This window comes from Oceaniglobus sp. K40-3, from assembly GCF_055808395.1.
In genome coordinates this window covers 277,765-290,707 of sequence record NZ_JBVVRW010000004.1, presented here as the reverse complement: position 1 = coordinate 290,707, position 12,943 = coordinate 277,765, and the positions used below count along the sequence as shown (strand labels likewise).

Below are 12,943 nucleotides of genomic sequence, written 5' to 3'. Positions count from 1 at the left end.
AGCGGGGCGCGTTGGCCCCCTACAGGCTCCCCCTTTTCACGTTTCGTTTGCGAAGTTACAATGTTCACAAACAGGGGCGATGAATGCCGGGTCAGGTTGTGCCGCGCTGGATGATTTCGAATGCGACATTCTGTGACCTGGCCTCGCCGTCGTTGTTCAGGCGGCGGGCGATTTCCTCGGCGGCGCGCTGGCCGATTTCATAGCGTGGCACCCGGACAGTGGTAAGGGGGTGGACATGGGCCGATATATCCGCGTCGTGCAGCCCCATCAACGCCACATCCCGGGGATAGCGCAGGCCCGCCGCCGCGCCGTGCAGATGTGCGCCCACCGCCAGCGTATCGCCGTTGAAGAAAATGGCATCGGGTCGGCGGCCCGACCCCCAAAGACGGTCAAGCGCCTGCGCCCCGCCCGCCAGTGTCGGGTCTGTCCATTCCGTGCGGGCAAGCGGGCCCAGCCCGGCGGCGGTCATGGCCGATTGATATCCGATCTGACGTTCCAGCGCGCGCCCCCGGCCCTTGGGCGACACGAATGCAATGTCGCGATACCCGCGCGCGATCAGGAAGGCTGTTGCCTGCTCTGCCATCGCCTCGTTCGAAAATCCGACATAAAGATCCAGAGGGTTTTCCGGCACATCCCATATTTCGACAACGACGACCCCGGAATTCCGAAGAAGCCGGCGCGCCGCTGGGCTGTGGGCCTTGCCGGTCAGGACAAGGGCGTCGATCTGGCGGCCGATAAAGGCGCGCATCAGGTCTTCTTCGCGGGTCGTATCGTAATGGGAAATGCCCATCAGCATTTCCAGCCCGTTGCGGGACAGGCTGTCGGACAGGCCCTGAACGGTGCCCGAAAAGATCGAGATCCTCGACCGTTGGCACGATCAGACCGACAACACCGGACCGCGACGTGACCAGGCTGCGCGCCACTGCATTGACCACATAACCGACGTTTTCGGCGGCGGCATGTACCCTGTCGCGGGTCTTTTCGCGCACGCGCTGCGGTTCGTTCAACGCCCGCCATGCCGTGATGAAGGATACACCGGCCGCATCTGCGACCTCTTGTAGGCGGGGTTTCTGGGCCATGCGGTCTCTTGTGGTTCAGGGCCCCGGCACAATGGGTGCCGGGGGGCAGAGGCAAGCCCGTGCTAGAGTTTCCAGTCGGCAACGCGCCACTGGGGCAATCCGCGCACATCGCCTGCCGTGGTGTCTGTCATTACGTCAAGCGCCGGCATCTGGCCGCTTTGCTCATAGGCGGCGCGGGTCACATCCGCACCCTGCCCCAGAACCTGACGCAGGGCATCGCCGGTCAGTTCGGTTTCGAAAATCTCTTTTTCCACCGAAAGCCCCGAAAGCGTGCGGGCATCGCCTTCGGTGATCCACGACCAGCCGCGCCGATACCATGTCGTGGCCTCGACTACGGCATTGCGCGCTTCGATCGACGCGGATTGGGGCCAGTGATCCCCGATGATGTCCGTTACCTGTGTCGGCTTCATATCGGCCAGGGCCTGGGTGGCCTGCTGATTGGCCACCAGAAAGGCGGTCACGGCCTCGGGGTGTTCCGCCATGAACTGTTGGCGCACGGCCCACCAGATACGGTGGGGATAGAACGCCTCGGGGGCGAAGGGGGATTTGTCGAACCAGTTCAGGGTATGGCCCGCGCCGCTGCCCTCTGGCCCGTCGTAGTGTTTCCCGGTGGTTCCGTAATTGGTGATCAGCGTCGACAGAACGCCCCGTTCCTCGGCCCCGAAAGAGCCGGGATTCAAGCCTACCACGGCATCTATGCCGTCATGGGCCTCCCACAGTTCGGTCACGGCGGTGATGTTGCGCATGGTGATCCCGACATCGGCAGCGTCGGATGTGCCGAAATAGGCCTTGAGCATGTTGACGAATTCCAGATGCAGATCCGAACCAACGATGGTCAACACAGTCTTGCCACGCATGTCCTCCATGGAGCGGATCGGGCTGTCAGGGGGCACCTGCACCGGAAAATCCAACCCGCCCCCGGCAATGGCGATGGGCACCGCCGGGTTCGGCGTGGCCAACAGCCGGATCAGCGGGGTTGATCCCAACATGCCGTATTGCAACTGGCCCGCCGCCACGCCCTGAAGCATCCGCAACAGCGCCTGAAAATCCTGAAACTCGGGGGCAATGTCCAACCCCGCCGCCTGGGACGCCTTTTCGATCAGCCCGTGTTCCTGCATATAAACCACCAGCGGGCCGCCGTTGGTATGGGTGCCGACGCCGATGGGCATGGCGGTCTGGGCCTGTGCCCGCCCGGGCAGGCCGGTAAAGGCCGTCAACAGCCCCAGTGCCGCACTGGAGCGAATGAACTCGCGTTTTGTCATGGTCATGGTTAATCCTCCCTGTCAGTTTTCGTCAGTCTTCCAAGATTGCGCTGCGGGCCTCGTCGCGGATCTGGTCCCAGATGTCCTGAACCAGCCGCCCTTCGGCGGCCGGGTCGCGATGGCTGAACCGGGGGCGGGGCAAATCGATTGTCAGTTCCGCCCTGACCCGCCCGGGCCTGCGGCCCAGCACGACAACGCGGTCCGCCAACAGCACCGCTTCGTCGATGCCGTGGGTGATGAACACGATGGTCGGGCGGTCGGCGCGATTGCGGTCTTCGCCCCAGACCCGCAGAATTTCCTCTTGCAAAAGGGTGCGGGTCTGAAGATCGACGGCGGCCAACGGCTCGTCCATCAACCAGGTGCGCGGTTTGTTGGCCAGCATCCGCGCCAGGGCGCACCGTTGCCGCATTCCCCCCGATAATTCATGGGGCAGGCGTTCGCCAAATCCCTCAAGCCCGACGACCGAAATCAGGCGGTTCACTTCGGGTTCGTATTCGGCCTTCGATTGCCCCAACGCCCGAGGGCCAAAGGCGATATTCTGGCGTACGGACAGCCATGGAAACAGGGCATAATCCTGAAACAACACGCCCCGGTCCGGCGCCGGCCCGGTGATCGGCTGTTCGAAATGGCGCGCCTCGCCGCTGCTGGGGGCAAGGATACCGGCCATGATCGACAACAGGGTCGACTTGCCACAGCCCGAGGGGCCGACGATGGCGGTGAATTCGCCCCGGGGAATGGCCAGGTTGACGTTTTCCAGCGCCGTCACCTTTTCGCCCGTGCGCTTTGACAGAAAGGTCTTGGACAGGTTTTTGATGTCTATGGCGTTCATGCGTACTCCCATGGTGCCCGCATCCGGTGCAGACGCCGCATTGCAAAATCAAGAACAAGCCCGACGACGCCGACCACCAGCATATAGCTGACCAGACCGTTCACATCGCGATCGACAAACAGGGTCGATACCATGATCTGGCCGATGCCGGCCTCGATCTTGCCGCCGGTTTCCAGTTTGACCCCGATGGCCAGTTCGGCGGCGACAATGGAGGCCCAGGCAAACCCCATCGCAATCCGTGCCCCGGTGATCGTGGCGGGCGCGGCGGCGGGCAGGATCACCCGGCGCAGCACGAACCCCGGCCCCGCCCCAAGGGTGCGCGCGGCGTTCACCAGCCGCATATCGACATTGCGCGCCGCCTCGGATGCATTGAGGATGATCGGAAAGATGGCGGCATAGGCAACGATGAACACCGCCGAGGCCCCGGTCACGCCGAACCACAAAACCGCCATCGGAATCAGCGCAATGGGCGCAATCGACCGCAGGGCGTTGATAAACGGGCCAATGGCCCGATCCAGCCAGCGAAAACGCCCGATGGCAACCCCGATCAGCGTGCCGAACACGGCGGCAAAGACAAAGGCCAGCACGATCCGCGACAGGCTTTGTTCCAGAGCGATGAACAATTCGCCGCTGGCCGCATTGTGGGCAAGGCTGGCCAGCACCCCAAGGGGCGAGGGGTATTTGTCGGGCGTGGCGGACAGGCGGACGGCGATTTCCGCCAGAATCAAGATGCTGCCATACACCGTCAGGACAAACAGGCGGGGATGTTTCATTGACCGGCCCCCTGCCCTGCGGAGGGCGACCAGCGCAAAAGCCGGGCCTGCACCATGCGGATCAGGAAATCGAAGGTAAACCCGAGAAACCCGACGACCAGGATCACCGCGAGGTTCTTGTTCATGGCAAAGAATTGCTCATACCAGAACGCCCGCCAGCCAAGGCCCGACGCCCCGCCGATGAGTTCCGCGCCGATCAGGGTCATCCAGGCAACGCCCAGGCTTAGCCGCAGGCCGGTCAGGATCATCGGCAAGGCCGAAGGCAATATGATTTCGCGTTGGATCTGGCCCGAACCGGCGCCCAACACCCGCGCAGCATGGATCAGCCGGGCATCCACGCCCTTGATGCCCGCGACCGTGTTGAGAAAGATCGGAAACACCGAAACATAGGCGATCAGGAAAATCGGCACCGTCTCTCCGACGCCGAACATCATGATGGCAAGGGGGATCCAGGCAATGCCGCTGATCGGCCTGAGCAGTTCGATCAACGGATCCAAAAGCAGTTCGGCCACGCGCAGGGAGGTTGCCAGAAACGCCAGCGCCAGACCCAGGATCACACCGACCCCCATGCCGGTTCCCAGATGGCGCAGACTGGCCAGAATATCGGGAAACAGCTCATCCCCGAGGATCTGCCACAGGGCCGTCAGCACCGCGGCAGGCGGCGGCATAAGCACCGGGTTGTTCATGGCATAGGCCAGGACATGCCACCCGAGAAAAACACCCGCCCCCCAAGGACAGGGGCAAGAATCCGTGTGGCAAGACGCCCCTGAAGGTTCTGCTTTTGCATGTGCCGGCTCTTTATTTCCGCTTGACGCCCCAATTGATAAACGCTTATCAAATCATCCGTCAACAGTTTGATAAGCGTTTATCAAATATCGCGCCGACAGGGCGCCGAACAAGGGAAACGCCGTGCAAAGCCACCGGATCATCAACACCGCCGTGCGCAATGTTCAGATCAGTGACAGAACCGTCTGGCGGCATGTGGTGCTTGAAACCGACAGCGGGCTGACGGGTCTCGGTGAGGCGACGCTAGATGATGCTTCGGCTGGTTTTGACGCCGCGTTGCGCCACGCCGCGCGGGGGCTGCAAGGCCGGGTGGTGGATGGCGCGCCGCTGGCCGTGCTGCCGGATCAGGGGTTGGAACACCGCACCATCCGTTCCGCTCTGGATCAGGCGGTTTGCGATTTGCGGGCCAGGGCGCAAGGCGTTCCGCTGCACCGGCTGTTCGCGCAGGGCGCGCCGGAAACGGGGGTGCCGCTTTATGCCAACATCAATCGCACCAGCCGCGACCGCAGCCCGGAGGCAATTGCACGCAACGCGCGCCGGGCCGCCGCCGAAGGATACGGCGCGATCAAGCTGGCGGCGTTCGACGGGTTGACGCCAGCCCTTTGCGCAACGGCCCAGGGCGCGGCGCTGATTGCTGCCGGGCTGGCCCGGCTGGCGGCGATGGCGGCGGCGGCGCCCGATGCACAGATCATGGTCGATTGCCATTGGCGGTTTACCCCGGCGGCGGCCCGGAATGTTCTGGCCCCACTGGCCGAAATCGGTGTGGTCTGGTTTGAATGCCCCCTGCCCGAGACACCGGACCGCATCACAGAGCTGCGCAATCTTCGCACCCATGCAAACAGGCTGGGGATCCGGCTGTGCGGTCTTGAAACCCATGGCGATTGGGATCATGTCGCGCCATTCGTGACCGCAGGCGCATATGACGTGATCATGCCCGATGTGAAACACGCCGGCGGCATGGCCACGATCACCGATATCGCTGCCAGGGCCAGGGCATTCGGGGTTGGGGTGTCGCTTCACAATCCGTCTGGTCCGGTGGCGCATATGACCAGCCTGCACCTGGCAACCGCCATCGGTGGCCCCGAGCGGCTTGAAATTCAATGGCGCGAAAGCGGCCTGTTCCACACCCTCACCGATCCCGCCCCGATCATCGAACAGGGCAGCGCGCGGCTTTCCAAGAGACCCGGGCTCGGCGTCACCCTGACGCCCCCGGCCATCAGGAACCTGACACCAACACATAGCCGTCAGGGCAAGGGCCCATCAAACCTTGCATCCTTGCGCGTTCAAGACCGGTCAACCCTTTGTCGGCGTACGGCGCGGCCCGCGTAAAATTCCCGAATTCCTCAAGCTGGATCGTCGCGACGCCGGTGATTTTCATATGCTGTTGGCGTTGGTCATGCCGATTTCCGGCGCAAAAGTTCAAACCCCACATCAAGAACGGGCCGTTCGGCCGGATGCCCCTGAATGCGGGCCAGCAATGCCGCGGCCGCCTGCCGGCCCAATGCGTCGCGGTCAACGCGAACGGTGGTGATGCCCGGTTCGACATCGGCGGCAAATTCCTGATCGCCGAACCCGACCACGGCAATGTCGCCCGGCACGTTCAGCCCGCGCGCCTGGGCCTCGGTGATGACGCCATGGGCCAACAGATCGGAACTGCAAAAGATCAGACCGCCATCAAACGCCGCATCTTTCAGCAACAGCGAAAGCCCCCGCCGCCCCTGCCCCAAAGACGCGGGCGTGTGCAGGTTTATGTCGCGCACCGTATGGCCGGTACGTTGTGAAAATCGCTGGCCGAAGGCCGCCATCCGGCGCGCCGCCCGTTCGTCACCCGCATGAATGACCGCCGCCCTACCATGGCCCGTGTCACAGGCAAAATCAGCGACCGCCCGCCCGGTCGCGGCGTGGGAAAATCCGACACAGATATCGATGGGTGATTGGGTGATATCCCACAATTCAACCACCGGAATCCCGGCGCCAAGCAGGGCCTTGCGCGCCTGTGGCGTATGGTGAATTCCGGTCAGCATCACCGCATCGGGCTGACGCGACAGGTGCAGCGCGATCATCTTTTCCTCGGCCTCGGGCGCAACCCCGGTTTCCGACAGCAAAATCTGATAACCGCGCGCCCGCATCCCTTCGGAAAACGCGCGCACCATGGACGAATAGATGATGTTGGTGATCGACGGCACCAGCGCGCTGATCAGCATGCTTTTGCGCGAGGCCAGTGCGCCCGCCAGTGCGTTCGGCACAAACCCGGTCAGGTCTATTGCATCGTGAATGCGCGCCAGCGTTTCGGGCGACACCTTTGACGGGTCTGACAATGCCCTTGATACGGTGACCTGGCTGACCCCGGCCAATCGCCCCACGGCGGCCATCGTCACCCGCTTGCCCCCTGCCCTTTCCGTGCCCCTGTCCATGTCCTTCACCTTTTGCCGCGCCGCATTGCGCAGTTTCGCCACCCTTGGTTTGCTTTGCCAGATACACAGATGCGCCGGGTGATCCAAGGATCAGCAGCCACAGCGCCCCGGCTGTTCGGGCAACGCCACGATGGCCGAATTCTGACGGGCATTCTGGCCGTCGTGCCAGTGTGACGCCGTTGGCTTTGCGATGGCTATGTATACGTATACATCACTACCCCTTAAAGAAGGCGCCATCAATGCCATAGGTACCAACAATAATCGAAAATCAGGTATAGTCAGCCCCGTGATATTGACTCGTGAAAATGATTGCGCATACACGATGGGGCGTAACGTGGAGAACGCCATGAAGAAACCCACCGCCAAGACCCCCGAAACCCTGCGCAGCGCGCGCTGGTTCGCCCCTGACGATCTGCGCAGTTTCGGTCACCGGTCGCGGATGATGCAACTGGGATTCGCCGAGGAAGAATTCCGCGACAAACCCATCATCGGGGTGCTGAACACCTGGTCCGATCTCAATTCCTGCCATGGCCATTTCCCCGAGCGGGTCAAGGATGTGAAACGCGGGGTGCAGATGGCGGGCGGGTTCGCGGTGGAAATGCCGTCACTGTCTGTCGATGAAAGTTTCACCAAACCCACCTCGATGCTTTATCGCAATCTGCTTGCCATGGAGGTCGAGGAAACGATCCGCTCGCATCCATTGGATGGCGTTGTCCTGATGGGGGGCTGTGACAAGACCACGCCGGCCCTGATCATGGGGGCGCTGACCGCTGGAGTGCCGCTGATTTATCTGCCCGCCGGGCCGATGTTGCGCGGCCATTACGCGGGCAAGATCCTTGGCTCTGGCTCGGACGCCTGGAAATACTGGGACGAACGGCGCGCGGGCAATATTTCCGACGATGAATGGCTAGGCATTCAGGGCGGAATCGCGCGCTCGGTCGGCACCTGCATGACCATGGGCACGGCCAGCACGATGACTGCGATCACCGACGCCCTTGGCCTGACCCTGCCCGGTGCCTCGTCGATTCCCGCCGCCGATTCCGGTCATCAGCGCATGTCGTCGGCCTGTGGGCGGCGCATCGTCGATATGGTGTGGGAGGATCTGACGCCGAACCGGATCGTCACTGATGCCGCGATTCGAAACGCCGCCATCGTGGCCATGGCAACGGGGTGTTCCACCAACGCCGTCGTTCACCTGATCGCCATGGCGCGCCGCGCCGGGGTTGGCCTGACGCTGGATGATCTTGACGCATTGGGGCGCACCACGCCGCTGATCGCCAACGTCCGCCCCTCTGGCAAAGATTTCCTGATGGAAGATTTCTTTTACGCCGGGGGGTTGCGCGCCCTGATGAAACAGATGGAAGACCGGCTCGATACCACTTGCATGACCGTGACCGGCAAAACCCTGGGCGAAAACCTGCAAGGCGCGCAGGTGTTCAACGACGATGTGATCCGCCCGCTGTCAAATCCTGTCTACAAGGAAGGTTCGCTTGCCGTGTTGCGCGGCAATCTGGCACCCTCCGGCGCCATCATCAAACCCGCCGCCTGTGACCCGAAATACCACGTTCACCAAGGCCCCGCCCTTGTCTTTGACAGCTATCCCGAGATGAAAAAGGCGGTGGATGATCCCGATCTCGACATCACCCCTGATCACGTCATGGTGCTGCGCAATGCCGGGCCGCAGGGTGGGCCGGGGATGCCGGAATGGGGCATGTTGCCGATTCCAAAGGCGCTGATCGCGCAGGGGCATCGTGACATGCTGCGCATTTCCGATGCGCGCATGTCGGGCACCTCTTACGGGGCTTGCGTGTTGCATGTCGCGCCGGAATCCTTTGTCGGCGGTCCGCTTGCCCTGTTGAAAACCGGCGATATGGTGCGCATGGACCTGCCCAACCGCACCCTTGATATGCTGGTGGATGCGGCGGAACTGGAGCGCCGCCGCGCCGCATGGGTTGCCCCCGAACCCCGGTTTCAGCGCGGTTGGGGCTATATGTTTTCCAAACACGTCAGTCAGGCCGACAAGGGCTGTGATTTCGACTATCTCGAACAGGATTTCGGCACAGCGGCGGGCGAGCCGGATATTTTCTGAAAGGGGCCGGTATGGCACATGATCTTGACACCGCGTTGACCGGGATTTCCGGCATTCTTGTCACGCCCTATGACGCGGGCGGCGATGTGGCGCCCGAGCGGCTGAGCCCGATCATCACCCGCGCGCTGGCGGCAGGGCTGCACATGCCTGTGGTGAATGGCAACACCGGCGAATTCTATGCGCTGACCACCGATGAGGCCTGCACCATGACCCGCGAGGTTGTTGCGATGGTCGATCACCGTGCGCCGGTTCTGGCCGGGGTCGGGCGCGGTGTGCGCGATGCCTGCACCCTGGCGCGTGTGGCGGCCGATGTCGGGGCCACGGCATTGATGGTGCATCAGCCGCCCGACCCGTTCGTGGCCCCGCGCGGGATCGTCGATTACCTGAACGCAGTTGCTGATGCCTCTGGTGGCTTGCCAATGATGCTGTACCTGCGCAACGATGCCATCGGCACGGGCTCCATCGCTGATCTGTGCGCCGTGCCCGGGGTGAAGGGTGTAAAATGGGCCACGCCCAACCCGCTGAAACTGGCGGCGGCCAAGGCGGCCTGCGACCCCTCTATCGTTTGGGTGGGCGGCTTGGCCGAAGTCTGGGCGCCGTCGTTTTATGCCGTGGGCGCGCGGGGCTTTACCTCGGGGCTGATCAACGTCTGGCCCGAACGTTCGGTCGCGATTCATGCTGCGTTGGAGGCGGGCGATTACGCAACCGCAAACCACCTGATCGGCGGGATGAAAACATTCGAGGACATCCGCGCCGAGGAAATGAACGGCACCAACGTCACCGGGGTGAAATCGGCGCTGGCCGCCATGGGTGACGATTGCGGCCCCACCCGCCCGCCGTCGGCCTGGCCGCTGAGCGATGCGCAGCAGGGCCGACTGATTGAATTTCTGACCACAAATGGGTTGATTGCCTGACCGTTCCGCTATCCAGTGGCAAAACAATGGCTTAGCAGAGGATCAGGCGGCCTTTTTTGACGCGCGCTGGTGCCTGATGCGTTTCGTGCCGTGCTTTCTTATACCCGCTCAAGAATGACGGCGATGCCCTGTCCAACACCGATACACATGGTGCAAAGCGCATAGCGCCCGCCGCTGTGCTGCAATTCTGCCGTCGCGGTAAGCGCCAGCCGTGCGCCGCTCATGCCAAGCGGATGCCCAAGGGCAATCGCCCCGCCGTTTGGGTTCACCTGTGGCGCATCATCAGGCAGGCCAAGCCCGCGCAGAACGGCCAACCCCTGTGCGGCAAACGCCTCGTTCAGCTCGATCACATCCATCTGGGCAAGGGTCAGCCCGGTCTGTGCCAGCAGCTTTTGCACGGCGGGCACCGGCCCAACCCCCATCACGCGCGGCGCGACCCCGGCCACAGCCATGCCGACAACCCGCGCGCGTGGCGTCAGCCCTTGCTGCGCCGCCATCTCTGCCGAGGCAAGGATCAAGGCCGCCGCCCCGTCATTGACACCAGAGGCATTGCCCGGGGTCACCGACAGATCGGCGCCGTTGATGCCGCGCAACCTGGCCAATTGTGTCTCTGTGGTTTCGGGCCTTGGGTGTTCATCCGTTGTCAGGACCAGAGCGTCACCGCGTTTTTGCGGGATTGTGACAGGGCTGATTTCCTGCGCAAACCGGCCTGCTGCCTGTGCTGTCGCCCAACGGCGCTGTGAACGCAGGGCAAATGCATCCTGATCGGCGCGGCTGATGCCATATTCGGCGGCGACATTGTCGGCGGTTTGTGGCATTGAATCCGTGCCAAAGGCGTTTTGTATCCTGGGGTTGATGAAACGCCAGCCAATCGTTGTGTCATAAACGGCAGGCGCGCGCGCAAAGGCCGTTTCGGCCTTTGGCATCACAAAGGGCGCCCGTGACATGCTTTCCACGCCGCCCGCGATCATCAACTGACATTCGCCTGCGCGGATGGCACGCGCCGCCGTTCCCACTGCATCAAGGCCCGAACCGCAGAGCCGGTTCACCGTAACACCCGGCACCGTCGTTGGCAGGTTCGCCAGCAGCACAGCCATGCGCGCCACGTTGCGGTTGTCTTCGCCCGCCTGATTGGCGCAGCCAAGGATCACATCATCCAGCGCGCCCCAATCAACCGCCGGATTGCGCGCGGCAAGGGCCGCAAGCGGCAAAGCCGCAAGATCATCCGTGCGCACCGACGATAAACCGCCACCATAGCGCCCGATCGGGGTTCGGATGGCATCGCAGATAAAGGCGTCGGTCATGGTGTCGCTCCTCGCGTCACAGGTGCGTTTGTGGGTTCACTCTTGCTTGCCTTTGCTGCGTCAAAAGCGCAAGGCACGACGCCGCTTGCAATCTGCCCTCGACCTGCCCCGGTGCACAGCCACGTATTGCGTGCGACCCATCCTGGCGCAGGTGGGGCCAAAAGAGGCGGGCCGGTTCAACATTGAATGCCTTCAAGGGTTGAAAAAGGATCAAAGCGTGACTCTGCCTTTCGCGACAGGCGGCGTGTTTCGAATATTTGACCAAAGGAGAACACTATTCCAATAGTCCTGCCTCAAAAGGAATAATATCCTGATACGGGCGTAAATTAGGCCGTTATTGCCCCTTGATGTTCCGACTTGGCCGGGGCATCTGGGAAATATTCCTTAATTCTGGGGTTTTCGTGATGTTTGAGACGTTTGGCTTTGAAGAAGTGACCCCAAGGCAGGTTTCTGTCCTTTTGGCGCTTTTTATTGGTGTTGCTTTTGGGGTCCTGGCGCAACAGACAAAATTCTGTTTCCGCCGGTCGCTGGTGGGCGAGGATCGCCGGCAGGCGTCTGGCATCTGGCTGATGGCGCTGGCCGTGGCGGTGATCGGAACGCAGGCCGCTGTCATGCTTGGCTGGATCGAATTCACGGATCACCGGTTTATGGTCACGGACCTTCCGGCTCTGGCGATCGCGGTTGGCGGCCTGATATTCGGGGCGGGTATGATCCTGACCCGTGGCTGCATTTCCCGGCTCGCAATTCTGACCGGCGGTGGCAATCTGCGCGCGGGCCTGATGTTGCTGGTCTTTGCGATCGTGGCACATGCCACCCTCAAGGGCGTTTTGGCGCCTGTGCGTGTGGCTCTTGGTGGTGTGACCGTGGATCTGGGCAGCTATGTTTCCCTGGCCGCCCTGCCCGGCGGAGCATGGCTCTGGGGCGGGCTGATTGCCCTGATGGCGCTGGCTTTTGCATTGCGGTCGGGCAATCGTGCGGGACAGTTGACAATGGCGGCGGCCATCGGGCTGCTGGTGCCGCTTGCATGGGTTGGAACCGGTTTTGTCCTGCTTGACGATTTCGATCCAATCCCGCTGGAAAGCCTGAGCTTTACCTCGTCCACGTCCGAAACCCTGTTCTGGTCTATCGCAAACAGTTCGATCCCGGCCGGGTTCGGCACGGGTTTGGTCGGTGGCGTGTTGGTTGGCGCCTTTGCGGCAAGCCTGATCTTTGGCGGATTTCAATGGCAAAGCTTTGACACGCCCCGCCAGACCCGACGCTATATCGCAGGTGCCGCCATGATGGGCATGGGGGTGTTCTGGCTGGCGGTTGTACCGTGGGCGCTGGCCTGTCCGGTGTTCCAACCCTGTCCGTCGCCGCAGTTGAAGCGATTGCGTTTATTGCCATCGGTGGATTGGCCATGAACGCCTTTCTGTCGCGCGCCGCTTCCCCTGTTGGCGCCGAGCCTACCTTTCTGACGTGATAGCCGCGGTGTCCGGCATCAGTTAGGGGTG

At 62.5% G+C, this 12,943-nt stretch carries 10 protein-coding genes and 2 pseudogenes; 4 read left to right on the top strand and 8 right to left on the bottom strand.

The genetic code is table 11. The features are described from left to right. Window positions 1–91: 91 nt before the first annotated feature. From AC0L7P_RS20805 to AC0L7P_RS20780, 6 genes and pseudogenes are all read right to left on the bottom strand, one after another. A complete protein-coding gene (locus tag AC0L7P_RS20805) occupies window positions 92–853 on the bottom strand; it encodes a substrate-binding domain-containing protein (RefSeq protein WP_473436237.1) in 762 nt (253 codons plus the stop codon). 85 nt (window positions 854–938) lie between these two features. Further along, window positions 939–1,079, bottom strand: a pseudogene (locus AC0L7P_RS20800) (LacI family DNA-binding transcriptional regulator); the annotation flags it as partial. 62 nt (window positions 1,080–1,141) lie between these two features. After that, window positions 1,142–2,347, bottom strand: coding sequence for an ABC transporter substrate-binding protein (locus AC0L7P_RS20795; protein ID WP_473436025.1), 1,206 nt, complete (start codon window positions 2,345–2,347; stop codon window positions 1,142–1,144). 25 nt (window positions 2,348–2,372) lie between these two features. Next, the gene (locus tag AC0L7P_RS20790) at window positions 2,373–3,170 is read right to left on the bottom strand and encodes an ABC transporter ATP-binding protein (RefSeq protein WP_473436024.1); all 798 of its coding nucleotides are present in this window, start codon (window positions 3,168–3,170) and stop codon (window positions 2,373–2,375) included. Further along, window positions 3,167–3,943, bottom strand: coding sequence for an ABC transporter permease (locus AC0L7P_RS20785; protein ID WP_473436023.1), 777 nt, complete (start codon window positions 3,941–3,943; stop codon window positions 3,167–3,169). Before AC0L7P_RS20785 ends, AC0L7P_RS20790 begins: the two co-directional genes overlap by 4 nt. After that, window positions 3,940–4,629: an ABC transporter permease gene (locus AC0L7P_RS20780; protein WP_473436022.1), complete on the bottom strand. Its 690-nt coding sequence runs from the start codon at window positions 4,627–4,629 to the stop codon at window positions 3,940–3,942. The genes AC0L7P_RS20785 and AC0L7P_RS20780 overlap by 4 nt, the downstream gene beginning before the upstream one ends. A 223-nt stretch (window positions 4,630–4,852) precedes the next feature. On the opposite strand from AC0L7P_RS20780, the gene AC0L7P_RS20775 reads away from it, so the two are divergent. Next, window positions 4,853–6,058 (top strand): mandelate racemase/muconate lactonizing enzyme family protein, encoded by a 1,206-nt coding sequence (locus AC0L7P_RS20775; RefSeq protein WP_473436021.1) that lies wholly within the window; start codon window positions 4,853–4,855, stop codon window positions 6,056–6,058. A gap of 65 nt (window positions 6,059–6,123) precedes the next feature. On the opposite strand, the gene AC0L7P_RS20770 is transcribed toward AC0L7P_RS20775, so the two are convergent. Next, complete coding sequence (locus AC0L7P_RS20770) at window positions 6,124–7,143, bottom strand: LacI family DNA-binding transcriptional regulator (protein ID WP_473436020.1); 1,020 nt, start codon at window positions 7,141–7,143, stop codon at window positions 6,124–6,126. A gap of 346 nt (window positions 7,144–7,489) precedes the next feature. On the opposite strand from AC0L7P_RS20770, the gene araD reads away from it, so the two are divergent. Together araD and AC0L7P_RS20760 are read left to right on the top strand one after the other, a co-directional pair. Further along, entirely contained in the window at window positions 7,490–9,232 is a 1,743-nt protein-coding gene (gene araD / locus AC0L7P_RS20765) for an L-arabinonate dehydratase (RefSeq protein ID WP_473436019.1), read from the top strand. An 11-nt stretch (window positions 9,233–9,243) separates the two neighbouring features. Then, window positions 9,244–10,146: a dihydrodipicolinate synthase family protein gene (locus AC0L7P_RS20760; protein WP_473436018.1), complete on the top strand. Its 903-nt coding sequence runs from the start codon at window positions 9,244–9,246 to the stop codon at window positions 10,144–10,146. 98 nt (window positions 10,147–10,244) lie between these two features. Here the strand turns inward: AC0L7P_RS20760 and pcaF are convergent, their stop codons facing one another. After that, window positions 10,245–11,450: a 3-oxoadipyl-CoA thiolase gene (pcaF, locus tag AC0L7P_RS20755; RefSeq protein WP_473436017.1), complete on the bottom strand. Its 1,206-nt coding sequence runs from the start codon at window positions 11,448–11,450 to the stop codon at window positions 10,245–10,247. Window positions 11,451–11,854: 404 nt separating this feature from the next. On the opposite strand from pcaF, the pseudogene AC0L7P_RS20750 reads away from it, so the two are divergent. Further along, window positions 11,855–12,912 (top strand): annotated as a pseudogene (locus AC0L7P_RS20750) (YeeE/YedE family protein). Window positions 12,913–12,943: the final 31 nt, after the last annotated feature.

What these genes read in the sequence shown, in the direction of transcription:
- AC0L7P_RS20795 (WP_473436025.1), bottom strand. Translation starts at nt 2,347, where the DNA reads ATGACCATGACAAAACGCGAGTTCATTCGCTCCAGTGCGGCACTGGGG.
- AC0L7P_RS20790 (WP_473436024.1), bottom strand. Translation starts at nt 3,170, where the DNA reads ATGAACGCCATAGACATCAAAAACCTGTCCAAGACCTTTCTGTCAAAG.
- AC0L7P_RS20785 (WP_473436023.1), bottom strand. Translation starts at nt 3,943, where the DNA reads ATGAAACATCCCCGCCTGTTTGTCCTGACGGTGTATGGCAGCATCTTG.
- AC0L7P_RS20780 (WP_473436022.1), bottom strand. Translation starts at nt 4,629, where the DNA reads ATGAACAACCCGGTGCTTATGCCGCCGCCTGCCGCGGTGCTGACGGCC.
- AC0L7P_RS20770 (WP_473436020.1), bottom strand. Translation starts at nt 7,143, where the DNA reads ATGGACAGGGGCACGGAAAGGGCAGGGGGCAAGCGGGTGACGATGGCC.
- araD (WP_473436019.1), top strand. Translation starts at nt 7,490, where the DNA reads ATGAAGAAACCCACCGCCAAGACCCCCGAAACCCTGCGCAGCGCGCGC.
- AC0L7P_RS20760 (WP_473436018.1), top strand. Translation starts at nt 9,244, where the DNA reads ATGGCACATGATCTTGACACCGCGTTGACCGGGATTTCCGGCATTCTT.
- pcaF (WP_473436017.1), bottom strand. Translation starts at nt 11,450, where the DNA reads ATGACCGACGCCTTTATCTGCGATGCCATCCGAACCCCGATCGGGCGC.